Annotated in this window: 23 protein-coding genes; 7 read left to right on the top strand and 16 right to left on the bottom strand. The window is 60.9% G+C overall.

Annotation, left to right across the window (positions count from 1 at the left end):
- Positions 1–32: 32 nt before the first annotated feature.
- The 4 genes from ABIN98_RS16020 to ABIN98_RS16005 form a co-directional block, all read right to left on the bottom strand.
- The gene (locus tag ABIN98_RS16020) at positions 33–947 is read right to left on the bottom strand and encodes a LysR family transcriptional regulator (RefSeq protein ID WP_346911587.1); all 915 of its coding nucleotides are present in this window, start codon (positions 945–947) and stop codon (positions 33–35) included.
- Between the two features lie 63 nt (positions 948–1,010).
- On the bottom strand, positions 1,011–2,603 hold the full coding sequence (locus ABIN98_RS16015) for a gamma-glutamyltransferase family protein (protein ID WP_346911586.1): 1,593 nt from the start codon (positions 2,601–2,603) through the stop codon (positions 1,011–1,013).
- A gap of 75 nt (positions 2,604–2,678) precedes the next feature.
- On the bottom strand, positions 2,679–3,656 hold the full coding sequence (locus tag ABIN98_RS16010; RefSeq protein ID WP_346911584.1) for a WD40 repeat domain-containing protein: 978 nt from the start codon (positions 3,654–3,656) through the stop codon (positions 2,679–2,681).
- An 8-nt stretch (positions 3,657–3,664) separates the two neighbouring features.
- Positions 3,665–4,771, bottom strand: a complete 1,107-nt coding sequence (locus tag ABIN98_RS16005) for a GTP-binding protein (protein ID WP_346911582.1) — start codon at positions 4,769–4,771, stop codon at positions 3,665–3,667.
- A 210-nt stretch (positions 4,772–4,981) separates the two neighbouring features.
- Here ABIN98_RS16005 and ABIN98_RS16000 point away from each other — a divergent pair, with 210 nt between their 5' ends.
- Positions 4,982–6,163 (top strand): pyridoxal phosphate-dependent aminotransferase, encoded by a 1,182-nt coding sequence (locus tag ABIN98_RS16000; RefSeq protein ID WP_346911580.1) that lies wholly within the window; start codon positions 4,982–4,984, stop codon positions 6,161–6,163.
- Between the two features lie 13 nt (positions 6,164–6,176).
- Here ABIN98_RS16000 and ABIN98_RS15995 read toward each other — a convergent pair whose 3' ends face one another.
- Entirely contained in the window at positions 6,177–7,124 is a 948-nt protein-coding gene (locus tag ABIN98_RS15995) for a 2-hydroxyacid dehydrogenase (protein WP_346911578.1), read from the bottom strand.
- 247 nt (positions 7,125–7,371) lie between these two features.
- Here ABIN98_RS15995 and dctP point away from each other — a divergent pair, with 247 nt between their 5' ends.
- The 5 genes from dctP (at position 7,372) to ABIN98_RS15970 (ending at position 14,700) form a co-directional block, all read left to right on the top strand.
- Positions 7,372–8,376, top strand: a complete 1,005-nt coding sequence (gene dctP / locus ABIN98_RS15990; RefSeq protein WP_346911576.1) for a TRAP transporter substrate-binding protein DctP — start codon at positions 7,372–7,374, stop codon at positions 8,374–8,376.
- Between the two features lie 74 nt (positions 8,377–8,450).
- The gene (locus tag ABIN98_RS15985; protein ID WP_346911574.1) at positions 8,451–8,954 is read left to right on the top strand and encodes a TRAP transporter small permease; all 504 of its coding nucleotides are present in this window, start codon (positions 8,451–8,453) and stop codon (positions 8,952–8,954) included.
- Entirely contained in the window at positions 8,951–10,225 is a 1,275-nt protein-coding gene (locus tag ABIN98_RS15980) for a TRAP transporter large permease (RefSeq protein ID WP_346911572.1), read from the top strand. Before ABIN98_RS15985 ends, ABIN98_RS15980 begins: the two co-directional genes overlap by 4 nt.
- A gap of 11 nt (positions 10,226–10,236) precedes the next feature.
- The gene (locus ABIN98_RS15975) at positions 10,237–11,109 is read left to right on the top strand and encodes an isocitrate lyase/PEP mutase family protein (RefSeq protein WP_346911570.1); all 873 of its coding nucleotides are present in this window, start codon (positions 10,237–10,239) and stop codon (positions 11,107–11,109) included.
- 285 nt (positions 11,110–11,394) lie between these two features.
- Positions 11,395–14,700, top strand: a complete 3,306-nt coding sequence (locus ABIN98_RS15970) for a PAS domain S-box protein (RefSeq protein ID WP_346911568.1) — start codon at positions 11,395–11,397, stop codon at positions 14,698–14,700.
- A gap of 17 nt (positions 14,701–14,717) precedes the next feature.
- Here ABIN98_RS15970 and ABIN98_RS15965 read toward each other — a convergent pair whose 3' ends face one another.
- The 4 genes from ABIN98_RS15965 to ABIN98_RS15950 form a co-directional block, all read right to left on the bottom strand.
- Positions 14,718–15,845 (bottom strand): LacI family DNA-binding transcriptional regulator, encoded by a 1,128-nt coding sequence (locus ABIN98_RS15965; RefSeq protein ID WP_346911566.1) that lies wholly within the window; start codon positions 15,843–15,845, stop codon positions 14,718–14,720.
- 113 nt (positions 15,846–15,958) lie between these two features.
- Positions 15,959–16,498, bottom strand: a complete 540-nt coding sequence (locus tag ABIN98_RS15960; RefSeq protein ID WP_394701523.1) for an OmpA family protein — start codon at positions 16,496–16,498, stop codon at positions 15,959–15,961.
- Between the two features lie 53 nt (positions 16,499–16,551).
- Positions 16,552–17,199 carry a L,D-transpeptidase family protein gene (locus ABIN98_RS15955; RefSeq protein ID WP_346911562.1) on the bottom strand — a complete coding sequence of 216 codons (648 nt, stop codon included), beginning with the start codon at positions 17,197–17,199 and terminating at the stop codon, positions 16,552–16,554.
- 147 nt (positions 17,200–17,346) lie between these two features.
- Positions 17,347–18,279 (bottom strand): DMT family transporter, encoded by a 933-nt coding sequence (locus ABIN98_RS15950; RefSeq protein WP_346911560.1) that lies wholly within the window; start codon positions 18,277–18,279, stop codon positions 17,347–17,349.
- Positions 18,280–18,421: 142 nt separating this feature from the next.
- On the opposite strand from ABIN98_RS15950, the gene ABIN98_RS15945 reads away from it, so the two are divergent.
- On the top strand, positions 18,422–18,877 hold the full coding sequence (locus ABIN98_RS15945; RefSeq protein WP_346911558.1) for a methylated-DNA--[protein]-cysteine S-methyltransferase: 456 nt from the start codon (positions 18,422–18,424) through the stop codon (positions 18,875–18,877).
- Positions 18,878–18,903: 26 nt separating this feature from the next.
- Here ABIN98_RS15945 and ABIN98_RS15940 read toward each other — a convergent pair whose 3' ends face one another.
- The 7 genes from ABIN98_RS15940 to ABIN98_RS15910 form a co-directional block, all read right to left on the bottom strand.
- Positions 18,904–19,137 (bottom strand): hypothetical protein, encoded by a 234-nt coding sequence (locus tag ABIN98_RS15940; protein ID WP_346911556.1) that lies wholly within the window; start codon positions 19,135–19,137, stop codon positions 18,904–18,906.
- Positions 19,138–19,247: 110 nt separating this feature from the next.
- The gene (locus ABIN98_RS15935; protein WP_346911554.1) at positions 19,248–19,745 is read right to left on the bottom strand and encodes a MarR family transcriptional regulator; all 498 of its coding nucleotides are present in this window, start codon (positions 19,743–19,745) and stop codon (positions 19,248–19,250) included.
- 117 nt (positions 19,746–19,862) lie between these two features.
- Positions 19,863–20,450: an NAD(P)H-dependent oxidoreductase gene (locus ABIN98_RS15930; protein ID WP_346911552.1), complete on the bottom strand. Its 588-nt coding sequence runs from the start codon at positions 20,448–20,450 to the stop codon at positions 19,863–19,865.
- Complete coding sequence (locus ABIN98_RS15925) at positions 20,450–21,031, bottom strand: NAD(P)H-dependent oxidoreductase (RefSeq protein ID WP_346911550.1); 582 nt, start codon at positions 21,029–21,031, stop codon at positions 20,450–20,452. The genes ABIN98_RS15930 and ABIN98_RS15925 overlap by 1 nt, the downstream gene beginning before the upstream one ends.
- 103 nt (positions 21,032–21,134) lie before the next feature.
- A complete protein-coding gene (locus tag ABIN98_RS15920; protein WP_346911548.1) occupies positions 21,135–22,541 on the bottom strand; it encodes an FAD-binding oxidoreductase in 1,407 nt (468 codons plus the stop codon).
- 14 nt (positions 22,542–22,555) lie between these two features.
- Positions 22,556–23,866: a cytosine deaminase gene (locus ABIN98_RS15915; protein ID WP_346911547.1), complete on the bottom strand. Its 1,311-nt coding sequence runs from the start codon at positions 23,864–23,866 to the stop codon at positions 22,556–22,558.
- A gap of 1 nt (position 23,867) precedes the next feature.
- The coding region (locus tag ABIN98_RS15910; RefSeq protein ID WP_346911545.1) for an ABC transporter permease subunit at positions 23,868–24,345 on the bottom strand (478 nt) is incomplete at its 5' end.

Below are 24,345 nucleotides of genomic sequence, written 5' to 3'. Positions count from 1 at the left end.
GCCGAGGAGCGTCTGTCGGCCTGACCTATCTCCTAGGACGGGCAGGAATCTCCGGCTTTTTTCCGCTCCGCCAGCCACTCGACGAGAAAATCCACGAAGGCGCGCACCTTGCCCGACAGGTGCCGCCGATGCGGGTAGACCGCGTAAATCGCCTGCGAGCCAGGTTCGTAGCCGTCAAGGACCGTGACCAGCTTTCCCGCCTCCAATTCGTCGGCGACGAAAATATAGGGCGTACGCAGAAATCCCAGGCCGCAGAGCGCCGCGTCGCGCCCGCCGAGCGCGCTGTTCACCTCCGCCCGACCGCGAACCACAACGGATATCCGCCGCTCGCCATCCGAGAACCCCCAGTTCTGCTTGAACCGGTAATTCGTGTCGATGATGCAAGGACGGCTTGAAAGATCGGCCGGCACCTTCGGCGCGCCATAGGCAGCAATCACCTCGGGCGTGGCGCAGACGACGGTCCGGAACGGACCGATCTTGCGGGCGATCAGGCTGGAATCCTCCATCTCCGTCACGCGGATCGCCACGTCAAAGCCTTCATCGACCAGATCGACGAAACGGTCCTCCAGCCTGAGATCCATCGACACTTCGGGATTGGCCGCAAGGAATTCCATCGCCGCCTGATTGAACAAGGCATCGCCCATGGACCGCGGCGCGGAAACCCGCAATCGGCCGCGCACACCGGTGTGGGACGACTGAACGGAGGACTGGAGATCGTCGATCCGCTGCAGGATGTCGGACGCTTCCTTGTAATAGGATTCCCCGACCTCCGTCAGCGATACCTGCCGGGTCGTCCGGTTGAGCAGACGGACACCAAGTTCATCTTCCAGTTCGCTGATGTATTTGGACACCAGCGCCTTCGAACGGCCCATCTCCCGCGCGGCCGCCGAGAATCCCCGGCTGTCAACGACCTGGATAAAACAGCGCATTCGCGTGATGGCATCCATTCTCTTCCCCCGAACGGCGGTCTTGCGGCCCGCCCATTTTAGCGCCCACGTTATGCGCCCACGTTATGCGACTGCAGCACCTCCGTCGGCGCGCGGGTCGTGGGCCCCTTCAAGGCCGCCCTTGGTGTTACGCACGATCATGCCCGCATGGCCCATGGTATCGGAATAGGCATCTGCCATTTCGACCACCTCGTGACCGCAGCGTTCAAGCGCCCTTACGATATCCGGATCGAAACGGTTTTCCAGCCTGAGCGCGGTCGTCTCGTCCCCCCAAGTCCGGCCGAGCAGCCAACGCGGTGCGTCGATTGCCTCGCCGACCGGCATGCCGTTCAAAACGTGGCGGGCAAAGATCGCGGCCTGGGTCTGCGGCTGGCCCTCACCGCCCATGGTGCCGTAGGTCACCGTCCGGCCGTCCCTCAAGCGCGCCATCGCCGGATTAAGCGTATGGAACGGCTGCCGGCCCGGCTCAAGCACATTGAGCGCCTCCGGGTGCAGGGAGAAACTCGCCCCCCGGTTCTGCCAGGTGATGCCTGTCTTCGGCAGCACGCAGCCGGAGCCGAACTCCCAGTAGATCGACTGGATGAAGGAAACCGACACGCCCTTCTTGTCGACCGCGCCCATCCAGATCGTGTCGCCATGCGCGCCCTTGTAAGGCCATTCCAGCGCCCGGCGCATGTCGATCTTCGCCGCTTCCTGACCAAGCCATTCGGTCGTGAGAAAATTTTTTGGCGGTTCCGGCAGGCGCATCGGATCGGTCACGATCCGGTCGCGCACCAGAAAGGCGCGCTTGGTTGCCTCCACCAGCCCGTGGACGAGATCGAAGCCTTCCCGGCCGTCGGTCTTCAGCCGGTCGTAGAGGCCGAGAATGATCAGCGATGCCAGCCCTTGCGTTGGGGGCGGCGCATTGAAGACCGTTCCGCATTTCAGCTCGACCCTGAGCGCGTCCTTGAACCGGGCCTCATAAGTCTCAAGATCACGCTTGGTGACCGGAGACCCGATACGCTCCAGATCATCGGCAATGGCCGCGGCCACATCGCCCTTGTAGAACTCCTGAAAGCCGTCATGCGCCAGATGCTGCAGCGTGTCGGCCAGCCTCTCCTGCCGGAGCAGCGCTCCTTCCTCGGGCACCTTGCCGTCGACCAGGAACACGTCGGCGAAACCGGGCTGGCCCTTCAACTCGTCGAATTTCTCCGCGGTCAGCGCCGCCTGGCTGCGGGTCACGCGAATACCCTCCTTGGCGTAGCGGATCGCCTCGCGCAGCAATTCGCTGCGCGGTGTCTTGCCCGCTCCGATCGCCTGGGCGGCCTCCAGAGCCTTGCCCCATCCGCCGATGGTGCCGGCAACCGTCAATGCGGCCATCGGACCCCGCGTCGGGATCGCGCCGTAGCCGGCCTCGTTATAGGCGGCAATCGTCGCCTTGGATCCGGCCGACCCGCAGGCCATCAGCGCCTTCGGATCCTTTCCCGGCTCGGCGATCAGCCAGAAACCGTCGCCGCCGATGGCGTTCATATGCGGATAGACAACGGCAATCGTGCTCGCAGCCGCGATCATCGCCTCGATGGCCGATCCGCCGTCGGCGAGAATTTCAGCGCCCGCGTTCGCCGCCGCCATATGCGGGGCGACCACCATGCCGCCCGAAGATGTAACCGTATCCATTCCGGTTCCCCCCGTCTCTTATTGTTATCGTAGTTGCATGTGGGCGCGATGCCCGCCGAGGCGGACCGGCTTCCGCTATTCCTGCAGCGATATGATCCCGGCTTCGCCTTCTTCCGTCCCGAAGGCGACGCGGACGCCCTCTGTGTCCCATTCGAGCGTCGAAACCGGACCCTTGCCGGGACGGCGCAGCAGCACTTCGGCACTATCCTCAAAGCGGCACAGCATGACCATGCCGTCCTCGTAACCGACCGCGACGACTTCTTCCTTCGGATGGCAGGCGACGGCCGTCACCAGAAAATCGCCACGCGTGCCAAGCTGCAGGGGCGCCTGCCCCATTGGGCCTGTCTTGCCGAAAAAGGGCCACACGATCGCGGCATTGGCCCCGGACGTCGCCAGATAGCGGCCTTTCGCCGACCAGCTCCAGGATTTCACCTTGGCCGGATAGCCGGTCATGCGCATATCCTGCTCGTCGGAGAGGCGCCAGCCGTGCATGGCGTTTTCCTGCATCGACGTGACCAGATATTTGCCGTCCGGCGAATAGGTGATGCCCAGATGGGCCCCCTTCCAGGAAAACTCCTGCGGCTTTCCGGTGGCATTGGCCCACCACACGGTCGCGCCGTCATAGCGGGCAACGGCGAGCTTCATCCCCTTCGGCGCGAAGGTCACCCCTCCGACGGCCCGCTCATGGGCGAATTCGTTTTCCTTACCGTCCGCCAGCCGGACCCAGGCGGTCCGTCCCGAGGCAAAGGCAACCGCACCGTTCGGCCCGCAGGCAAGCAGATCGATCCACTTGCGCGGCCGCTCCGCCAGCAGGTTGATTGTCCCGTCCGGCGTGATCTGCTGGATCTTGCCATCGTCACCGGAGGTCACCAGGGCCTTGCCGTCCAGGGTCTGTTCGGCGGCAAGAAGACCGCCCTTGTGCGCCGAAATGCGGTTTTCAGCGCCTTCGACGAAACAGACAGTGCCTTCACCGGAGGCGAAATAGGCGGTGTCGTTCAGGAAGCCGGCGCGAACGATGTAACCGTCCGCGTCGACAGGAGCGATTGTCGGCATGGAGGCTCCTATTCCGCCACGCAGGCCTGGAAGCTCTGCTTCAGAACATCCCAGTTGAGATCGCGCCCAATGAAGACCAGCCGGCTTTCGCGCGGTTCATCCGCCTTCCAGTCCCGCTGGTGATCGCCTTCGACGATCATGTGCACACCCTGGATAACATAGCGCTGCGGATCGTCCTTGAAGGCAAGGATGCCTTTCATGCGCAGGATATTCGGCCCCTGAACCTGGGTGACCTGGTTGATCCACGCAAAGAACATCTCCGGATTGAGATCGCCGGCCTTGAGCGAAATACTCTTCACCGAATGGGGATTGTCATCGTGGTGATGATGGTCGTGATCGCAACCCGGACCGCATTCGTGGTCATGATCATGATGATGATCGTGGCCATGGTGGTGGTGCCCATGGTGGTGATCGTGGTCGCAGTCGGGCCCGCATTCATCAGCATGATGGCCATGCTTCAGGAAATGCGGATCGAGCGACAGGATCCGGTCGAGATCGAAGGCACCGCGGTCGAGCACCGCCTTCAGATCCACGGCACAGCGCTCGGTGTAATGGCGTACCGCGTAAGGATTGATGGAACGGATCCGGGCGTCGACGGCCTCCAGCTCTTCCTTGGAGACCAGGTCGGTCTTGTTGATCAGGATGACGTCGGCGAAGGCTATCTGGTCTTCCGCCTCTTCCGTATCTTCCAGGCGCTGCAGCACATGGCGCGCGTCGACGACGGCCACCACCGCATCCAGCTTGGAGGCGGCGCGCACGTCATCGTCCATGAAGAAGGTCTGGGCGACGGGGGCCGGATCGGCCACGCCGGTCGTCTCCACGATGATGGCGTCGAATGCGCCCTTGCGCTTCATCAGGTTCTGCACGGTGCGGATCAGATCGCCGCGCACGGTGCAGCAGATGCAGCCGTTGTTCATTTCGAAGATTTCTTCATCCGATTCGACCAGCAGGTCGTTGTCGATGCCGACTTCTCCGAATTCATTGACGATCACGGCGTATTTCTGGCCGTGGTTCTCGGTCAGGATCCGGTTCAGGAGTGTCGTCTTTCCGGATCCGAGATAGCCGGTCAGCACGGTGACCGGGATCTGATGGGTCGTTGCTTCAGTCGCAGACATGGGAGATCCCTTGCGCGGAATAATTTGGGAGGCCGGCATCGGGGCCGGGCGCGAGTCACGGCGAATATAGGCGCTAAAGGCCTCACATGGGAGAGGCTTTGCGGGAATTCTGTTTTGCCGGCAGCGTTTCGACACCTTTGCCTCATGTCCGCCTTTCCAGACCGGTGCCTTCTCCGCTAAACAGGCAGAAAGATCGAAAAGGGTGGAACCATGCTCAAGACCATTGCCGGCTTCGACCGTATCGGCGAGGAAAATGCCTTCGCCGTGCTCGCCCGTGCCACGCAGCTTGCCTCTGAAGGACGCGACATCATCAATCTGGGCATCGGCCAGCCCGACTTTAAAACCCCGGACCACATCGTCGAGGCCGCCATTAAGGCGCTGCGCGACGGTCATCACGGCTACACCCCCGCAACCGGCATCCTGCCGCTGCGCGAAGCCGTCTGCGCGGATCTTCACAATCGAGTGGGCGCAGAGGTCAACCCGGACAACGTGGTGATCGTGCCCGGCGGCAAGGTGACCATGTTCATGGCGATCCTGATGTTCGGCGAACCCGGAAAGGAGATCCTCTATCCGGACCCGGGCTTTCCGATCTACCGCTCCATGATCGAATTCACCGGCGCCAAGCCCATTCCGATCCCGATCCGCGAGGAGAACGACTTCGCCTTTTCGGCCGAAGAAACCCTGTCGCTGATCAACGACAGGACCAGCCTGATCATTCTCAATTCGCCGGCAAACCCGACCGGCGGCGTCACGCCGCGCGCGGAGATCGAAAAGCTGGTGAAGGGCCTCGCCGCCTTCCCGGACGTGGCGATCATGTCCGACGAGATCTATGCCCAGATGACCTATGACGGCATGGAGCACGTCTCCCTGCTCGGCTTCGAGGAGCTGCGCGACCGTCTGATCCTGCTCGACGGCTGGTCCAAGACCTATGCCATGACCGGCTGGCGCCTCGGCTACTCGGTCTGGCCGGATGCGCTGATCGACAAGGCACGCAAGCTTTCCGTCAACGCCTGGTCCTGCGTCAACGCACCGACGCAATTCGCCGGAATTGCCGCCCTGACCGGCCCGCAGGACGAGGCGCGCGCCATGGTTGCCGAATTCGACAAGCGCCGGAAGGTCGTGGTCGAAGGCCTCAACGCCCTGCCGAACGTGACCTGCCGGACACCGCTCGGTGCCTTTTACGCCTTCCCGAACATCACCGCGACAGGCTGGAAGGCCAAACAACTGGCCTCCGCCCTTCTGGAAGAAGCCGGCGTCGCGGTCATCGGCGGACCGGATTTCGGTATTCTCGGCGAAGGCTATATCCGCCTGTCCTATGCCAACTCGACGGAAAACATCCTCCGCGCCCTGAAGCGCATGGAAGAATTCCTGGCCGCCAACAGCAAGGCCTGAACCGGCGCCCGGTTCAGGCTGTAACCGGCGTCACTGCTTTTCCGGTCTCAAACCAGCTTGTCAGGTTGTCGACCACGAGTTGCCCCATCGCGTCCCGGGTCTGCACCGACGCGGAGCCCACATGAGGCAGCAGGGTCACCCGGTCAAGCGCCATCAGCCCGGCCGGCACATGGGGCTCGTTCTCGAACACGTCGAGACCGGCGCCATGGATGGCACGTTTTTCCAGCGCCTCGATCAAGGCCGCCTCGTCAACCACGGTTCCCCGACCGATGTTGATCAGGATGCCGTTTGAACCGAGTGCGGCAAGAACTTCTGCGTTGACCGCGTGATGGGTTTCCGGCCCACCCGGCGCGACCACCATCAGGGTATCGCAGGCCTCCGCCAGACCGAGCAGGCTGTCATGATAGGGATAGGCGACATCCGCCTGCCGAGTCCGACCGTGGTAATGAACCTTCAGGCCGAAGGCTTCGGCGCGTTTTGCGATCGCCTTGCCGATCCGGCCGAGCCCGAAAATTCCGAGCGTCCGGCCCACCAGCGTTGCCCCGGTCAGGGGATACGGCCCCTTCGATTCCCACTTTCCCTCGCGCAACCATTTTTCAGCGAAAAACAACTCCCGGGCGGTCATGATCAGAAGACCGAGGGCAGTGTCGGCCACTTCCTCCGTCAGCACATCGGGCGTGTTCGTCACGACGACATTCTTCGCCGAACAGTCCGCGACATTGATGTTGTCGTAACCGACGCCGAAATTCGAAGCGATTTCCACATTCGGAAATCTGGCCAGAAATTCGGCGTCAATCCGCGTGCCCAGCACGGCGATCCCGCGGATCTTGTCCGCAACCTCGGCAATCAGCCGATCCGGATCGTCCGCCTCGAACGGCTTGTGAACCGTGTACTTTTCCTCCAGCCCGCGCATCACGACCGGCAGCATGGCCCGCGGCATCAAGATATCGACTTTGCTCATAGGTCCCTCGGAGAATGTACTGGAGTTGATGTGGAACGAAGCTTCCCGCGCGAGCGAACGTTCAAGCGAAAACGATCCTCTGGCAAGCCCGGAAGACAACAATATTCGGCAAAACTCTTATCCCGGCAGCGGAACTTGCCGGAATTCCCAGGATGCATTTCCATCGAATTATCAATTGCAGAACGTGTTGACCGTCTGGAAACCTTGGGTCAATCTCACTGCCATAAAAACTTTGGGAGGAACAATCATGAAAACTTTGACCTGGGCCGCCGGTGCGGCCCTTGCCGCTGGTCTTTTCGCCGGCCTGTCATCCGGTCCGGCCTTTGCTGCTGACACCACGCTGCGCATTTCGCTCCAGTTGCCGCTGAAAAGCCACCTCGGCCAGAACCTGGTGCTGTTCAAGGAAGAGGTCGAAAAGACCTCCAACGGCGACATCGCGGTCGAAATCTACGACAGCGCGCAGCTTTACAAGGACAAGGAAGTTCCGGCCGCCGTCGGCTCCGGCGCCATTGAAATGGGCGTCGCCTCGCTGACCCGTTACGTCGGCGACATTCCGGCCGTCGACATCTTCTACCAGCCGTTCCTGTTCGACACCGAAGACAAGGTCCGTGCCGCGGTTGCCAAGGGCTCTCCGGTACGCGGTCCGCTGGATGAAGCGATCGCTGGCACCGGTTCGACCGTTTTGTGGTGGCAGGCCTATGGCGGCGCGATCATGCTGTCCAAAGGCGGCCCGGTGAAAACCCCTGCCGACATGAAAGGCAAGAAGGCCCGAGTGTTCGGCAAGACCCTCGGCGACTTCGTCACGGCCGCCGGCGGCGCGCCGACGCTGATCTCCGGATCCGAACAGTATCTCGCCTACCAGCGCGGCACGGTCGATATCGGCATGACCGGCGTTTCCGGCGTGAAATCGCGCAAGCTCTGGGAAGTGATGGACACCATCACCCAGACCAATCACGCCGACATCGAGTTCCTCGTCGTGGTCAACACCGACTTCTGGAACGGCCTTCCTGAAGAGCACAGAAAGCTGATCGAAACCGCCGCCATGAAGGCGGAAGCCGACGTTCGCGACCGCATGTCCCAGATCGAAGCCGAAGCCTACGGGGCGGCCAAGGAAAACGGCATGACCATCTACAAGCCGACGGCGGACGAACTCGCCGCCTGGAAGGCCGTCGCCCAGCCGGTCTACGACAATTACAAGGAGAAGTCCGGCGAGCTCGGCGCCCAGGTCCTCTCTGCCGCTCAGGCAATGTGATCCGAAGTTTCCTGTAATCCCTGCCCCGGACGGACGACCCGTCCGGGGCTTTCCTCGTCTGTGACCGACTGTCCATGGCCTATTTTCAATTTCTGACCAAAGCACTCGCCTGGGTGGCAGCGATCCTCTTCGTGGCGGCCGGCTTCATGCTGACCTACGAAGTCGTCGCCCGCTATTTCTTCTCCGCCCCCACGATCTGGGCGGCCGAACTGTCACAGCTCGCCCTGATATGGGGATCGCTGCTGGCCATGGCCTGGCTGCTCGGCGCCCGGCGTCACATCGCGGTCGATGCGCTTGTCGACCTGCTGTCTCCCACCCAGCGGCGGTTCACCGAATCCTTCGCCATGCTTTGCATTGCCGCCTTCAGTGTCGTTGTGACCTGGAAGGGGTGGGACATTTTCCTCGATTCCTACGAGCGCGGCCGCACCACCGGTTCCATGCTCGACCTGCCGACCTGGGTCACCGAACTGGCCGTGCCGGCAGGTTTCGCGCTTCTGTTCCTGCAGGCCCTGCTGGAGTCCTGGCGCGCGCTCACCGGCGAACGCGACGCCGATGCCCCGCACGGAGGTTTTGAATGAGCACGCTCATGATCCTGGTCGCGCTGTTCGCTCTTCTGCTCCTGCGCGTGCCTGTCGCCTTTGCGCTCGGCGGTCTCGGACTGGCCTTGCTGATTGCAGGCGGATTCTCGCCGCTCATGGCGCCCCAGGCGATCCTGTCGACCCTCGACGGGTTCATCCTGTTGGCCGTGCCCCTGTTTCTGCTGATGTCGAACGTGCTCCTGAAAGGCGGTGTCGGCAAGGACCTGTTCGCCGCCGTTCACGCCTGGGTCGGCCACTGGCCGGGAGGCCTCGCCGTCGCAACGATCCTGTCCTGCGCCATCTTCGCCGCCATTTCCGGTTCGTCTGTGGCAACCGCGGCCACCATCGGAACCGTCGCCATTCCGGAAATGATCCAGCGCGGCTACGAACGCCGCTTCGTCTACGGCCTGCTGGCCGCCGGCGGAACGCTCGGCATCCTGATCCCGCCCTCGATCCCGATGATCGTCTACGGCTTCGTCACCGAGCAATCGGTCATCGCCCTGTTCCTCGCCGGCATCGGGCCGGGCATTCTGCTCGTCGTGCTCTTCATCGCCTTTTCGATGATCTACGCGCGCTGGTTCGGCGGCTACAAGCCGGAACCGGCCTCCGGCTGGCAAGTGCGCAGGGAAGCCACCCTTCGCGCGGCGCCGAGCATGCTTCTTGCCGCCATCGTCATCGGAGCGATCTACACCGGCGCCGCCACACCGACGGAGGCCGCCGCCGTGGGCTTTGCCGCCGCTCTGGTGATTACCGCCGTCGTCCTGCGCACCCTGACGTGGAAGGGATTCAAGGAAGCCGCGTTCGAGGCCATGGCGACGACCGTCGCGATCCTGCTGATCATCGCCGGCGCCAAGGTCTTCGGCAAGGCAATCACCCTTTACCGGATCCCCCAGGACATTTCCGCCTTTATCGATCAGACGATCCACACACCGTTTGCCTTCCTGGTTGCCGTCTCGATCGTGCTTCTGTGCATGGGGCTGGTGTTCGAGGCGTTGTCGATGGTCCTGATCATGACGCCGGTGCTCCTGCCCGCGGCCCAGGCCATGGGTCTGGACCCGATCTGGTTCGGCGTCTATATGGTTGTCCTTGTGGAATGCGCCCTGATCACACCACCGGTCGGGCTCAATCTCTACGTGATCCAGTCGGTGGCGCGCGCCAGCCTCGGCGACGTGTCCCGCGGCGTCCTGCCCTTCCTTGTTCTGATGCTGGTCACCGTCTTCCTGCTCTATATCTGGCCGGATCTGGCACTCTACATACCGTTCAAACTCTAAGGTCACACTTCATGTCCCAGGCTGCAAAACTGCGTGCCCTTCTGGCGCAAGACAAACTGCATGTGATGCCATGCTGCTTCGACGCGCTCTCCGCCAAGCTGATCGAGCAGGGTGGTTTCGACCTGACCTTCATGTCCGGCTTTGCGGCCTCCGCCTCGCGCATTGGCGCGCCGGACCTCGGCCTTATGTCCTACGGGGAGGTCCTCGACCAGGTCCGCAACATCACCGACGCCACGTCGATCCCGCTGCTCGCCGATGGCGATACGGGCTACGGCAATGCCATGAATGTCCGCCGCACGGTCGCGGGCTTTGCCAAGGCAGGTGCAGCCGCCGTCATGATCGAGGATCAGCTTGCCCCCAAGCGCTGCGGCCACACCCCGGGCAAGGCCGTCGTCTCCCGCGAGGAAGCCTTCGACCGGATACGGGCCGCCGCCGACGCAAGGGCAGACGGCGCCGACATCCTGATCCTGGCGCGCACCGATGCCCGTCATGACCACGGTCTGGGCGAGGCGATCGAACGGGCGGCGAAATTCGCAGAGCTGGGCGCCGACATTCTGTTCGTGGAAGCCCCGAAGACGGTTGAGGAAATGCGCACCGTCTGCGCCGAACTGCCCGGTCCGAAGATGGCGAATATCGTCGAAGGCGGCGAGACGCCGGATCTGCCGCACGATGAACTGCGCGACCTGGGTTACGCCATTGCCGCCTATCCGCTGACGCTGATGGCCGCCGCCATGAAAGCCATGACCGACACGCTTGGTGTGATGAAACAGGACGGCGACCGCACGCCCCACCTCATGGACTTCAAAACCCTGCGGCAGAAGATCGGCTTCAACGACTACTACGAGACTTCGGAGAAATATCAATCTTCGTCACGTAAGATCTGACCCTGTCCGATTGATCGGCTTGGCGCAAAATTTCCAGATGGACAGATCTCCGGAAATTCCTGCGCCGAGCTGACCCGATCGCGAACGGAAAATCTTTAACACATGGAAGACCCGTCACCACCCCAACCATTGATGGGGACTAAGTATTGTTAAATATACCTAGTATTTTATATTGATTAAACCGATGGAGAACTCTAGGTTTTTCAAATTCCAATACTTGAATATTATAATTTTTATTAAGATTTTAGTGCATCCTGTTGCATCGTAAAACGATGGCGGCGGCGAATGGACGAGCAAGAAATTACAGACAAATTGAACATGGATCTGGAGAAATCCTTCGGTTCGCTGGACGAATGTGTCATCGTTACCGGACCGGACCGCAGCATCCAGTTCGTCAATCGTGCCGCGGAAGAGATCTTTGGATATTCCAGCCGGGAACTGATCGGCTCAACCGCCGTCAATCTCTACGCAAACCCGGAAGAATTTACGGCGAACCGCAAAATTTATGACAACTCGGAAACGCTTGTCGATGACAACCGCTTCACGCTGCCGCTTCGCCGGAAGAACGGCAACGTCTTCACAGCGGAAGTCGTCTCCGCCGCTCTTCACAACAGCACCTCGGATCCGGTCGGCTTTCTATTCATCGCCCGCGACATCACCGACCGCCTGGCGCTGGAGAATATGCTGAACGACGCCTTCGCGACGCTTGAAGATGCGCTGGAGACGATTTCCGACGGTTTTGCCCTCTACGACAAGGACGACCGTCTCGTCATCTGCAATGAAAAATACCGGGAGATCTACGCACACAGCGCGCCGGCCATGGTTCCGGGCGCCACCTTCAAGGAAATTCTCGAGTACGGCCTGGACCGGAACGAATATGACCTCGGTGACCTGAGTCGCGCCGAATGGCTTAAGATCCGGATGGACCGGCATCTGGCCGCGGATGGTGAAGTCATCGAGCAGGCCCTGGGCGACGGCTCCTGGCTTCAGATTGCAGAACGCCTGACCCTTTCGGGAGGCCGGGTCGGCATTCGGACCGACATCACCGACCTGAAAGCAGCGCAGTCTCTGGCCGAAAATGCATTGAACGATCTCGAAAACCTGGCCGATAATCTCTCCTGTTCGATCACCGAATACAATCTCGACGGCAAATGCATTTTCCTCAACGAGACCAGCGCGACATGGTTCGGCGGATCAAAGGCGGAGCTGCTCGGCACCCAATTGCGCGAACGCTTGCCGGCAGCAAACCGCGCGAAATCCGATCCCCTGTTCAAACGGGCCCTTGCGGGCGAAAAGATCTCGTTCGAAACGCGAAACGAATTCGTCGACGGTCAGACGCGTGATGTCTGGATCGACTACATCCCGAAAAAAAATACTTCTGGCGAACTCTCCAGCCTTGTGGTCCTTGCGACCGATATTTCGGACGTCAAACAGGCCCAGGCGCAAGCGGAGAAAGCGCACCGCGATCTCTCCGATCTGACCGACAATCTGTCCTGTGCGATCCTGGAATACGATCTCGCCACCAACTGCGTTTTCGCAAACGACACAATGGCCCGCTGGCTGGACTGCACCAAGGAAAGCATTCTGGGAGGGGAGGCCCGAAGTAAGCTCGATCCGAGCTATACGAAACTATCCAAACCCTACCTGGAACGCGCTCAAAAAGGCGAGCCCGCGGCCTTTGAGACAACCTATACCTACCCTGATGGGGTAACCAGGAATGTACAGGTCGAGTATACGCCCAAGAATGATGCCGAAGGCAACCGGGTCGGCGTCATCGTCTACGTCACCGATATTTCCGACTTGAAATCGGCCCAGGCACAGACCGAAAAAGCACACAGGGACCTGTCCGACCTTGCGGACAATCTGTCCTGTGCCATCGCCGAAATTGATCTCAACGGCATTTGCGTTTTCAGCAACGAGACAAACAACCGCTGGCTGGGCAGTGAGGAATTGGTCGGCACCTCCATGGTCGAGGTCCTTAATCCCGAGTTCCTGCGGGAGGCATTCCCTTATTACAAGAAGGCTCTTGCGGGAAACAACGTCGGCTTTGAAACGGTTTACGGCTTTCCGGACCGCGGCAACCGCAACATTCACGTCGAATACACACCGAAACAGAACGCGGACGGTGATCTCATCGGCGTCATCCTCTATGTCACGGATGTCACCGACCTGAAAACCGCGCAGGCACAGACCGAGAAGGCTCACCGCGACCTGTCGGATATGACCGACAACCTGTCCTGCGCCATCATCGAAATGGATCTCGAAGGCCACTGTGTTTTCATCAACTCCGTCTTTGCGAACTGGTTCGGCAAGCCTCGCGAGGAATTGCTCGGAATAAAGGTCAGGGACATGCTTCCCTCAGAAAGCAGGGAAAAATCCGAGCCTTATTACAAGCGGGCGCTGAAGGGTGAGCACATCTATTTCGAAGACAGGATCCGCTATCCGACCGGCATCGAGCGTGAAGTCAGCATCGAATATACCGCCAAGCTGAACGCATCGGGCGATCGCGTCGGCGTTATCATCTATTCGACCGACATCACCGAAAGAAAGCAGACGGAACGCACACTCGCCCGGCTCTATGCGATTACCTCGACGCGCGAGCTGACGACGGACCAGAAGATCAATCAGATCCTGAAACTGGGCTGCGAGCATTTCGAGCTGCCGTTCGGGATTATCAGCCGGATTATCGAAGATACGTATTCGGTTATGTATGCAGATTCCCCGAATGGCGAGGTTCAGGTTGGTGCGACCTTTGAGCTTGGAGAGACATATTGCGCTCACACGCTCAAGGCAGACCAGCCGGTCACCATCTCCCATACGAAACAGTCGGCTCTCGCCCATCATCCCTGCTACGAGAAATTCAAGCTGGAGACCTATATCGGCGTCCCGCTGCTCGTCGATGGTGAGAGATACGGCACGATCAACTTCACATCGGCCGAGCCTCGGACGCGCCCGTTTTCGCAAACCGAACGGGAGCTGATCCGGCAGTTCGCGGACTGGATCGGCAATGAAATCGCCCGCGAGCAGGACCACATCGCCCTGATGGAAGCCCAGGTTCGACTGGAGCGGATCGCCAGCATCGACGACCTGACCGGCGTCCTGAACCGGCGCGCCTTCATGGATAGGGCGTCAACGGAAATCGCCCGGTTCCGCCGGACCGGCCGGAAATTCACCGCCGTGATGATCGACATCGATCACTTCAAGTCGATCAACGACACGTTCGGCCATTCCGCGGGCGACGATGTCCTGAAAAAATTCTCCGGGATCATTTCCGATGCCCTTCGGGCCGTGGATGTTTTCGGCAGGATCGGCGGCGAGGAGTTCTGCATCATTCTCGACAGTACGGAGAATGACGACGCGCTAGCGGTCTGCGAGCGCATTCGCGGGAAGATCGTCGAAGAATGCCGGGTCGACCCCATCACGTGGGACATCACCTGCAGCATGGGACTTGCAACCGTGTCCAAAGAAGATCTGGAATTCTCGACCCTGATGCAGCTTGCCGACCATGCGCTTTACCGGGCCAAGAAAGCCGGACGCAATCGGTGCCTGTATTACAAGACTGAAGACTACGAACATGTAAAAGCGGGCTGAAATACGGTCGCCTCGCCTCAACCGCCAAGCCGGCCTGTGAAGGTCGTGGAGCTTTCACGTATTCTGAGCTCGGGCTCGATCAGGATGGGCGTATTCGGCACCCGCTCACCTGCGATCTGGCGTAGCAGGGTCAAGGCCGCCAGGCGGCCGATCTTGTCCGCGTGATTGCACACGCTCGTCAGGGCAGGCAGCAGATTGGCCGACCCGTCGATATCGTCATAGCCGGTCAGGGCGATGTCCCGTCCAGGCTCCACGCCGGCCCGGCGAAGCATCGGCATCATGCCGAATGCGATCAGGTCGTTGAAGCACATGACCGCGGTCGGTCGGCGCGGCGCATCCAGAACCCGGCCGACGGCGTCCCGGCCGTCTGCCTGGGTCATCAGTTCCGGCAGGTCGAGTTGCGCGGCGGGGTTGATCCCGTTTTCCTCTAGCGCCCTTTTCCATCCCGCATGGCGGTCGCGGCCGGTCGAGCTGGACCGGCGGCCACCGACCATCGCAATGGAGGTGTGTCCCTGGCGCACCAGGTGGTTTGTCACCGCGTATCCACCGGCGGCATCGTCACCGCGAACACAAGGCGCCCAGGCGCCGGCCACTTCCCGGCACACCAGGGTGACCGGAATTCCCTGGTCGACAAGACGATTGATCTCCTCTGCCGTGGTCTCCACGGAGGGGCAGATGATCAGACCGTCCGCCCGGTGCTGAAGCAGGGTGTTGACGAAGGCCTGCTGCCGCTTCACGTCATCCCGGTGATTGCAGATGAAGATCATCTGCCCCTGCTCTTCCAGAACGTCCTCGAGCGAGGAAAAGATTTCAGCGAAATAGGGGTTTTGAATATTGTGAACGGCAACGCCCACGATCTGACTGCGCGCGGTCCTGAGCGACGCGGCCGACCGGTTGTAGATGTAACCGACTTCCTCGGCTGTCCGCTTGACCCTGACCCGCGTTTCTTCCGCCACCAACGGGCTATCCCGCAAGGCAAGCGAAACCGTCGCGGTCGAAATTCCAAGCTGATCCGCGATGTGTCCGAGGGTTAGACGCCTGCCCGGATTTGCGGGCAGAGCCGGACTGTCGCTCCCGGCCTGTTCATCGGAGATCGGATCGGAGGCTCCTGATATGGGATTGTCAGAACCTGATTTCTTTTTCATCTTCCAGTCCGCGCCCCGCCCGCATGCGGGTGTCCAGAAAGGACAACCAGGCCCGAGTCCCGGCTGCCTTTCTCAAGACATAGGCTGCAGGTTTCCCTGCTCAAAGCCTTTTCTTACCGGCCCGGCGCCGAGGCATCGAATTCTTCCCGCAGGTTCACGACGACACGCCGGTTCTGGGACTTGCAGGTGATTTCATCACAGTCGGTCACCGGGCGTTCGATCCCGTATCCTTTCACCCACATGCGCTTGCGGGGAATCCCCTGGTCGGCAAGGGCATTCAGCACGGCTTCGGCCCGTTTGGTCGACAGGGCCTTGTTGGCGCTTTCGCTGCCCGGATCGTCGGCATGACCCTGGACCTTGATCAGCCAGCCCTTGTTCTTCTTCAGCCAGTCGGCCTGGCGGACGATCGTCATTTTGGCTTCGTCCGTGACCACCGCCGAGCCCTGCTCGAAATAGATCCGGCGTCCGACATTGAGAATGAACTCTTCTTCGGAACCGGGCTTGATATCGACAAAACCGGCGGCCCGCGCATTCGTCACGTCCGGCGTGCTCAGATCCGTACTGTTGCAGCCGGCCAGAACAAGACAGGAAAGCAAAAGCCCCGCCAATCCGGTTCCTCGGAAATTCCTGTTCACTGTCACGTCTTCCCCCATAAAAGCAGGGCGGCCGCCAGGGCCGCCCGCATCATCATACCGCCAGACAAGCCTCAGCCAGCCTTCTTTTCGCCGAGGTGCTTGAGCACCAGCACGCGCGTCCCCTTGGGGCAGCGCTGATAAAGGTCGATCACGTCCTCCGGGAACATGCGAACGCATCCGCTGGACACATCGCGACCGATGCTCCAGGGCTCAAGCGTTCCATGCAACCGGTAACCGAGATCGCTCCCGTCCCGGTAAAGATACAGGGCCCGTGGCCCGAGCGGATTGTCCGCGGCGCCACCTTCCACCCTGCGCGGCAGATCCGGCCGGCGCTCCAGCATCTCGGGGGGCGGCACCCATTGGGGCCAGATGGCCTTGCGGTCGATCCGCGCCCGGCCGAACCACTGGAACCCTTCCTTGCCAACGCCCACACCGTACCGCAACGCGGTGTTGTTTTCGTAGACGACATAGAGAAAGTGATTGGTCGAATCGACAACCACGGTTCCCGGAGATTCCGTGCTGAAATACTTGACCACCTGGCGCTGCCAGACGGGATCGATCTTCTTGAAGTTCGTGCGGCGGTAGCGGAAACCGTTGTCTTCCATGTAGCCGCTGAAATAGGCGTCTGCCGCAGCATTTGCAAAAGATGGGGAACGAGCCAGAAGCGCGCCTCCGAGCGCGGCGCTGCCAGTCAGAAAGTCCCGGCGCGATATGGACATCACATACCTCCACTCCCCGATCCGCCGGCACCTTTAAAAAGCCCCCTGCCGACCGGGCATGTCCTTGCTCAACTTACAAACAAGCAGTGTTAATAAAAAAACACGCGTTCAAGGGCCTGAGACCCGACCTTATTAAGCCCGGATTGCCTACCGCCCGTCAACTGTTACCGGCGGTACTTTCCTGATCTGCTCCCGGTACAGGATATAAAGACCCGAGCCGACGACCACCGAGGCACCGACAAAAGTGCTGATCGTCGGAATGTCGCCGAAGATCAGATACCCCAGCGCGATCATCCAGACGATCTGGGTGTAGATGAACGGAGCGAGCATCGGAGCCGGTGCGGTTCGATGAGCCAGAATGAAGCACCAGTGCCCCAATCCACCCCAGAATCCGGTCGTCAGCAGCAGCACCCAATGCAACAGATCCACCGGTGGCGTCCAGGCCGAAAGCCCCGAGGGCGTCATGGCAATGGCCGCGACCACCCCGGAAATGATCAGCATGCCGGCCGGCGAATCCGTCACCGCCAGCATACGGGTCATCAGCGCATAACAGGCATAGAAGAACATCGCCCCGACCGAATAGATCGCAGCCCAGTGCATGCCGCCGAACCCGGGCTGGGTGACGATGAGAACGCCGATGAAGCCCACGATGATTGCCGCCCAGCGCCGGGCGCCGGCCCATTCGCCCAGAAGCGGTCCGGCGATCGCGGTGACGAGAAACGGTGCCGCGAAGAGAATGGAAATCGTTTCCGCGAGCTGGAGATAACGCACGGCCAGGAAATTGCAGATCGTCGTGGCAAGCAGACACAAGGCCCGGACGATCTGCAGGACCGGACGTCCGGTTCTCAGAAAACCCGGATTTCGCCAGATGCGGAACAGAACAAGGGCAATGACCACATGGGAGGCGAAACGCACCCATACGATCTGCAGCGCCGGCATGGTCTGTCCCAGATATTTGGCCGTCGCATCGAGGATCGCAAAGCAGAGACAGGCAGCAACGATCAGGCCGATACCGATCAGAACGCCTTTCGACGCCCCTCCGTCGCCATCTGAGGAGGTGTCCAACTTTCGGGTGTTCATGGAGTTATCCTGGGTGGCCGCACCGAATACCGGTTGCCGACATAGGAAATTTTTAGCCCTGGCACGAAAAATCCGAAAGGCCGGTTTGCACGGGAACGGTACGCCATATAGTCAGGGAAACAGATTCCGGAAAGGCTTGCGCATGCCTGTCGCCTCGCTTCCTACCCCTGTCGGCCCTCTCGCCGTCACCGTCGAAAACGATACCGTGACTCGCCTGACCTGGAGCGAAGGTGGAGAAGGCGAACCTTGCGCGCTTCTGGACGAAGCCCTGTCCCAGCTCCGAGCCTATTTCGACGGCCGCCTGAAAACCTTCGATCTGCCGCTGGCGCCTAAAGGAAACGAGCTGCACCAGGCTGTGTTCAAGGCAATGCTGGACATTCCCTACGGCCAAACGCGCACCTACGGCGATGTCGCGAAGGATCTGGGCACATACGGGCAGCCGGTCGGCCAGGCCTGTGGCGCCAATCCGATCCCGGTCATCATTCCTTGCCACCGCATCCTGTCGGCGACGGGGCTCGGCGGCTATTCCGGCGCCGGCGGGCTGGATACGAAAATCGCTCTGTTGAAAATGGAAGGCGGCTATCCGTTCCTGCTCTGAATTGCAGCCGAGTTCTCAAGACCGGATCAGGTCAGAAGCGTCCCGAGAGAATAGGCCGCCACACCGATCGCCAGCCAGATCAGGATGCTCTTGCCGAGTGAACCTGAACTCATCCGGGACGCCGAGGCGGTGGAGGATGGGCTACTTGCCTTGAACATCCCGGTACGGCCGAACGAGCGGTCAGACACTTTCCGGAAGCGGGATTTCAGAGCGGCGGCACGGCGCGCGCCTCGTTTTTCGTTCAGTCTCGGTTTTGTCATCGGTCCGGTTTCAGAAAGGAGTCCAGTCCCTCGTCCCCAAACCAGACATAGGAATGCGAACCTCCTGTTTCAAATCCGGATCTTGTCAGCCGTCCTTCCGGCCACCCGGCCTACGCCGTTTCGAGCGTGTCTTCCTGCTCCGGCTCCAGATCGCTTTCGTGCTCCGGATCCTGGTCGAAGGAAAGGGACAGGTTCTTTTCCACCTGACGCAGCAGCTTGCGCAGCTTCTTGCGATCCTTGTCGTCGAGACCGGCCATGGCCTCCCGCTCCAGGCGCTTCCAGGCCTTGTCGACGGATTCGACCAGCTCGCGCCCTGCATCCGTCAGATACACGCGGGCAAGACGTCCGTCCGTATCGGAAACCTGGCGCCGGACATACCCTTGAGCGGAAAGGCGGGTGACCATCTTGGTCACCGTCGGCGGCTGGACACCGAGCGCCAGCGCCAGTTGGCTCATGGTGCGCCCGTCCGTATCCGCAAGCACCTTCAGAACCAGTTCCTGACCGGGATGCAGGCCAATCCGCATCAAATGCCCGCCGGACCGCGCGCGCTGTGCCTTAGCGGCCTGAACGAGACGGAACGTCACGCTCTTCTTGTAATTGAATGCCATTGTCGAAATCCCTACCTGAACATTCGACCCGAATCGTTCCGGTCCGGACCAAATCCGGGCGAAACGTAATGGCGTTATTTAACCGTCGAATGACACTCGGATAACAATGGCCGATTCTCAGAATTTTCCAAGGCGATGACGAATCTTAGCCAGATAACGGCTTCGGCTCTCCGGTGTCGACGAGTCCATCTTGTAATGCGCCAGGTAGAGCGTCCTGCAATTTGTCGCACACAACGCCCGCATGCCCCGCAGGATCGTCCTGCGTCCCGGCTCGCCCACGTACTTTGAAACCAGCCAGGTCGCCCCGCAGGTCGTAACCACGGCAATCTTCTTGATGTGCTGCATCTTCGGCTTCATGCCGGAGCGTTCCGTCGGCATCTCGAAGGTGACATGAGGCACCCAGACCCGGTCGAACCAGCCCTTGAGCATGGCCGGCAGTCCGAACCACCAGGTCGGATAGACGAAAACGATCATCTCGCACCAGTTGATCGCATCCACATGCTCCGCGACCGGCTGCACGTTGCTGTCAGGCTCGTGGTAGCCGCGCCGCTCTTCGGCGGACATCGCCGGATCGAATTCTTTCGCATAGAGATCGATCAGCCGAATTTCATGCCCGGCCCCTTCCAGCGTGGACAGGACGGTTTCCTTGACCGCGGCGTTGAAACTCTCCGCACACGGATGACAGTAGACGACCAGAACCCGCATCAGAAAGCCTCAAGCGATGTGCCGACCTTGTCCATAAAGGCCTTCCGTTGATCCTCGGTCACGCGGTTCATGTCGTAAAGCGCATGGTATTTTACCGGCGCGGCAGGCTTGATGACCGCCCTGAGAACCCGTGTCGCGATCTTGCGCGGCGGGTCGCCGACCAGAAACGCCCGCAGGCGTGTTCCGCCATAGGTGGTCACGACGGCGAGTTTGCGGATGTTGTGCAGGCTCGGTGCCACCTTGCCGTTTTTCATCTTGAAGGAAACGCCGGGCAGGAACACCCGGTCGAAGAACCCTTTCAGGATGGCCGGATGGCCGAAATTCCACACCGGCGTAACGATCACCAGCGCGTCGGCGGCAAGAACCCGGTCGACATAGCCCTTCACGTTCGCCTGGTTGGTTTCCAGATCGTGGTAGCCGAGCCGCTCTTCGCGGGTCAGGCGCGGATCGAAGCCTTCCGCGTAAAGATCGCAGTCATCGACCTCATGCCCGGCCTTTTTCAGGGCAATCAGGACACGTTCATGCAATGCTGCCCCGAAGCTGGTTTCGACGGGATGGGAAAAAAGAACAAGAACTCTCATGTGGAGCCTTTCAAATTCCGGACATGCGGAAGGGACGGCCCGCTGACCTTTTATGTCAGCCGGGCGGCCTCGCCTGTCCTATAGGTTTTAAAAATTCGCGTTTCTACGAGCGCTGCAAGCCCGGGAACAGGAACACCTTGTCGCTCGAATAATCGTAGGACGGATCTTCCCAGGCAATCATCTTGCCCGGATTGAGCAGCCCCTTCGGGTCCGCCTCGCGCTTGAACGCCAGCTGGACCTCGTCCGTCTGCTTCATCCCGCCTTCCTCCAGCGTATAGCGGTGGGCGTTGAAGATCGGACAGCCGTTTTCCTCGTGAAGACGCATGATCTCGTTGAGCCGCTCTTCGCTGGTGTAGCGGACGATCGGCAGGCCGAAGCAGGTGATCTTGCCGTCGAAGCGGACGAATTCCAGGTGGCCGGGAACCTCGTCGCCCAGAAGTTCGGTCATGGTTCTGACCTTTTCCACCTGGTTCGGGAACGGATAGAGGACCTGCAGATAGGTGATCGTGGGATCGACGCGAAGCCCGCGCAGGGTGGTGTGGTTCCACGCCAGTTCAAAGGCCGGCGGCAATCCCTGCTTTTCGGTCTCGCTCGCCGTATCCGACCGGTAAAGAATGGAAGCTTTGGAATTGCGGGCAACGAAGGCGGCAAAGGCATCCATGGCGAACGGAGCCACCATGCAGACCACGACCGACTGGTCCTTGCGGATATATTTCTGGTGGCGCAGGAAATAATCATGCGGCACGGGTGCTGCGATCGGCGCCAGTTCCTTGACCAGGATCCCGTCCTGGTTGCCGAGTTCGTCGGCGAAATGCACCCCGTCCATGAAGGCGTCGAAGCCGACGAGCACGTCCACCCAGTCATAGGCGGCCGTCAGCGGCATTTCGATCTCGGTGATCACCCCGTTCGTGCCGTAGGCATGCATCACCTTGTGCAGGTCCTCACCGGTGAGTTCGAGCGCCCGGGGCTCTTCTTCCATCGTCAGAACCCTGAGGCGGATGACATTGCCAAGATCGCGCAGGCCACCCCAGTTGATCGAGCCGACCCCGCCCGAACCGCCGGCGATGAAGCCGCCGATGGTCGCGGTCCGGGTAGTCGACGGATGCAGCCTGAGCTCCTGGTTGGAATGGGCTCGCGCCTGCTGATCCATATCGTAGACGAGGGCGCCCGGCTCGACGACGATGACGCCCTGGCGGATCTCCTTGACGGCGTTCATCTCCGAAAGGTTCAACACCACGCCGCCCGACAGGGGCATCGCCTGGCCGTAGTTGCCGGTCCCTGCACCGCGCACGGTCACCGGCACGTCCAGGGCATAACAGGCCTTCAGAACCCGGATGACTTCCGCTTCGTTGCGCGGACTGACGACAAGGTCTCCGGTCACATGATCAAGCTGTTGCTTGAGAACCGGGGAATACCAGAAGAAATCCCGGCTCTTCTGCTTCACGATCTGCGGATTGTCCTCGATCTTGAGCCCGTCCAGATCCGCCTTGAGCTGTTCGATAGCGCTCATACTGCCAATTCCTCTTACTGCATCAAACCGTCGAGCATTCGATAATCGGGCAGTTCTTCCGTGACGGTTTTGCCTTGCCGGAGGACATCCCTGGGTCCCTGGGGCCGGGGCAGGAGTTCACTCCAGTCCCGGGCCCTGAATAGTATCATGTCGGCCGCCGCGCCTTCCTTGAGCCGGCCCGCGTCCGATCGCAGCATGTCCGCCGCCGATGTCGACACGGTCTTGATCCAGTCGGCGATCGGATGATCAAAATGCAGGATACGGGTCGCCTGCGCATAGACTTCGATCAAATCCAGGTCGCCATAGGCATAAAAAGGATCGCGAGTGTTGTCCGAGGCAACCGCCACCGGAATGCCGCGTTCAACCATTTCGTGGATCAGGGTCACGCCCCGCCACCGGGGAGTGCGGCCGACATGCCTGTCCTGAAGATACATGTTGCACATGGGCAGCGATACGACTCCGATGCCGGCTTCCGCCACCAGATCGAGCGTCTCATCGGCTTCCACCGGATCCTGACGCGCGATCGAACAGCAATGTCCGCAGACGATCTTGCCTTCGAACCGGTTCCGGATCGCCGCCTTGGCGATGTGATGCAGGGTGCGCGCCGCCGGATCGGCCGTCTCGTCCACGTGGAAATCGAGATCCAGCCCCTTGTCGGCCGCCTGCTTGAAAATCGCGTCCAGATGTTCGTCGAGGCGCGGGATCATGTAGGTGACCGAGCCGAGAATGCCGCCCGCATCGACGACCCGGTCGACAATCCGGTCCAGATAGCCGTCTTCCAGATCGAGCCGGTCGATCCCGAACAGGCAGGACCCCTGCAGGTCGATCCGGCCCTTCCAGGCTTGCTTCAGTTCCTTGAACACCGGCCAGGTGATTTCATCCTGCGGCGGCAGGCTGTCGATATGGGTCCGCACAACGCCGGTCCCGTGCACATAGGCGCATTGCAAGCCGAACTCCATGCGCGCACGCACGTCTTCCGCCGACCAGTTTTCCAGCCGATCCTCGCCGACGGCCTTGAGCGCGCTCATGAACGTGCCGTCCGGATTGGATTTGCGCGGCCAGATGTGCCCCTTGTCGAGATGTGTGTGCATATCGACCAGCGTCGGCAGGATCATGCCCCCGTCGAGATCGATGACGGCCCCGCCCTCGGCCGGCACACCGGCTGCGGGCGCAATCCTGGCAATTCGGCCGCCCACGATCTCCAGATCGATGCGGACGAGATCGCCAACCGCCGCGCCGGATACCTCTTTCGGCAACAGGCAGGCCGGCGCCGTCCCGTTGAGCAGGCGCACGTCTCCAGTCAGGTTTTGCCCAAGGACGCCCATCTCAGTTCTCCCGCTTCAGGGCGCTCTCGTGCCAGCGGCGCAGGAGCAGGTGCGAAATCATGCTGGTGCAGAAGAAGATCACGACACCGGTCGCCGACAGCAGAAGCAGGGCCGAGAACAGGCGTGGGATCTTGAGGCGGAAGCCGGCTTCCTGAAGACGGAAGGCAAGGCCCGACCCGGCACCGGCGGAACCGGCCGCGAATTCCGCGACGACGGCCGCGATCAGCGCCAGGCCGCCGGCAATCCTCAGGCCCGCCAGGAAATAGGGCAGCGCGCTCGGCATCTTCAACAGGAACAGGGTCTGCCAGCGGCTTGCGCCGTAAAGCTCGAACAGGTTGAGCAGATTGTGGTCGGTCGACTTCAGCCCCTGTGCGGTATTCGACAGCACGGGAAAGAAGGCGACGATCCAGGCACAGATCAGGATCGCCGACTGGGTCGTCGGCGCATAGATCAGGATCAGCGGCGCAATCGCCACGATC

This window comes from uncultured Roseibium sp., from assembly GCF_963675095.2.
Lineage (GTDB): Bacteria > Pseudomonadota > Alphaproteobacteria > Rhizobiales > Stappiaceae > Roseibium.
Note: the sequence above shows the minus strand (reverse complement) of the source record. Positions and strands in the feature narration are given on the sequence as shown.

What these genes read in the sequence shown, in the direction of transcription:
- ABIN98_RS16020 (WP_346911587.1), bottom strand. Translation starts at nt 947, where the DNA reads ATGGATGCCATCACGCGAATGCGCTGTTTTATCCAGGTCGTTGACAGC.
- ABIN98_RS16015 (WP_346911586.1), bottom strand. Translation starts at nt 2,603, where the DNA reads ATGGATACGGTTACATCTTCGGGCGGCATGGTGGTCGCCCCGCATATG.
- ABIN98_RS16010 (WP_346911584.1), bottom strand. Translation starts at nt 3,656, where the DNA reads ATGCCGACAATCGCTCCTGTCGACGCGGACGGTTACATCGTTCGCGCC.
- ABIN98_RS16005 (WP_346911582.1), bottom strand. Translation starts at nt 4,771, where the DNA reads ATGTCTGCGACTGAAGCAACGACCCATCAGATCCCGGTCACCGTGCTG.
- ABIN98_RS16000 (WP_346911580.1), top strand. Translation starts at nt 4,982, where the DNA reads ATGCTCAAGACCATTGCCGGCTTCGACCGTATCGGCGAGGAAAATGCC.
- ABIN98_RS15995 (WP_346911578.1), bottom strand. Translation starts at nt 7,124, where the DNA reads ATGAGCAAAGTCGATATCTTGATGCCGCGGGCCATGCTGCCGGTCGTG.
- dctP (WP_346911576.1), top strand. Translation starts at nt 7,372, where the DNA reads ATGAAAACTTTGACCTGGGCCGCCGGTGCGGCCCTTGCCGCTGGTCTT.
- ABIN98_RS15985 (WP_346911574.1), top strand. Translation starts at nt 8,451, where the DNA reads ATGGCCTATTTTCAATTTCTGACCAAAGCACTCGCCTGGGTGGCAGCG.
- ABIN98_RS15980 (WP_346911572.1), top strand. Translation starts at nt 8,951, where the DNA reads ATGAGCACGCTCATGATCCTGGTCGCGCTGTTCGCTCTTCTGCTCCTG.
- ABIN98_RS15975 (WP_346911570.1), top strand. Translation starts at nt 10,237, where the DNA reads ATGTCCCAGGCTGCAAAACTGCGTGCCCTTCTGGCGCAAGACAAACTG.
- ABIN98_RS15970 (WP_346911568.1), top strand. Translation starts at nt 11,395, where the DNA reads ATGGACGAGCAAGAAATTACAGACAAATTGAACATGGATCTGGAGAAA.
- ABIN98_RS15965 (WP_346911566.1), bottom strand. Translation starts at nt 15,845, where the DNA reads ATGAAAAAGAAATCAGGTTCTGACAATCCCATATCAGGAGCCTCCGAT.
- ABIN98_RS15960 (WP_394701523.1), bottom strand. Translation starts at nt 16,498, where the DNA reads ATGGGGGAAGACGTGACAGTGAACAGGAATTTCCGAGGAACCGGATTG.
- ABIN98_RS15955 (WP_346911562.1), bottom strand. Translation starts at nt 17,199, where the DNA reads ATGTCCATATCGCGCCGGGACTTTCTGACTGGCAGCGCCGCGCTCGGA.
- ABIN98_RS15950 (WP_346911560.1), bottom strand. Translation starts at nt 18,279, where the DNA reads ATGAACACCCGAAAGTTGGACACCTCCTCAGATGGCGACGGAGGGGCG.
- ABIN98_RS15945 (WP_346911558.1), top strand. Translation starts at nt 18,422, where the DNA reads ATGCCTGTCGCCTCGCTTCCTACCCCTGTCGGCCCTCTCGCCGTCACC.
- ABIN98_RS15940 (WP_346911556.1), bottom strand. Translation starts at nt 19,137, where the DNA reads ATGACAAAACCGAGACTGAACGAAAAACGAGGCGCGCGCCGTGCCGCC.
- ABIN98_RS15935 (WP_346911554.1), bottom strand. Translation starts at nt 19,745, where the DNA reads ATGGCATTCAATTACAAGAAGAGCGTGACGTTCCGTCTCGTTCAGGCC.
- ABIN98_RS15930 (WP_346911552.1), bottom strand. Translation starts at nt 20,450, where the DNA reads ATGCGGGTTCTGGTCGTCTACTGTCATCCGTGTGCGGAGAGTTTCAAC.
- ABIN98_RS15925 (WP_346911550.1), bottom strand. Translation starts at nt 21,031, where the DNA reads ATGAGAGTTCTTGTTCTTTTTTCCCATCCCGTCGAAACCAGCTTCGGG.
- ABIN98_RS15920 (WP_346911548.1), bottom strand. Translation starts at nt 22,541, where the DNA reads ATGAGCGCTATCGAACAGCTCAAGGCGGATCTGGACGGGCTCAAGATC.
- ABIN98_RS15915 (WP_346911547.1), bottom strand. Translation starts at nt 23,866, where the DNA reads ATGGGCGTCCTTGGGCAAAACCTGACTGGAGACGTGCGCCTGCTCAAC.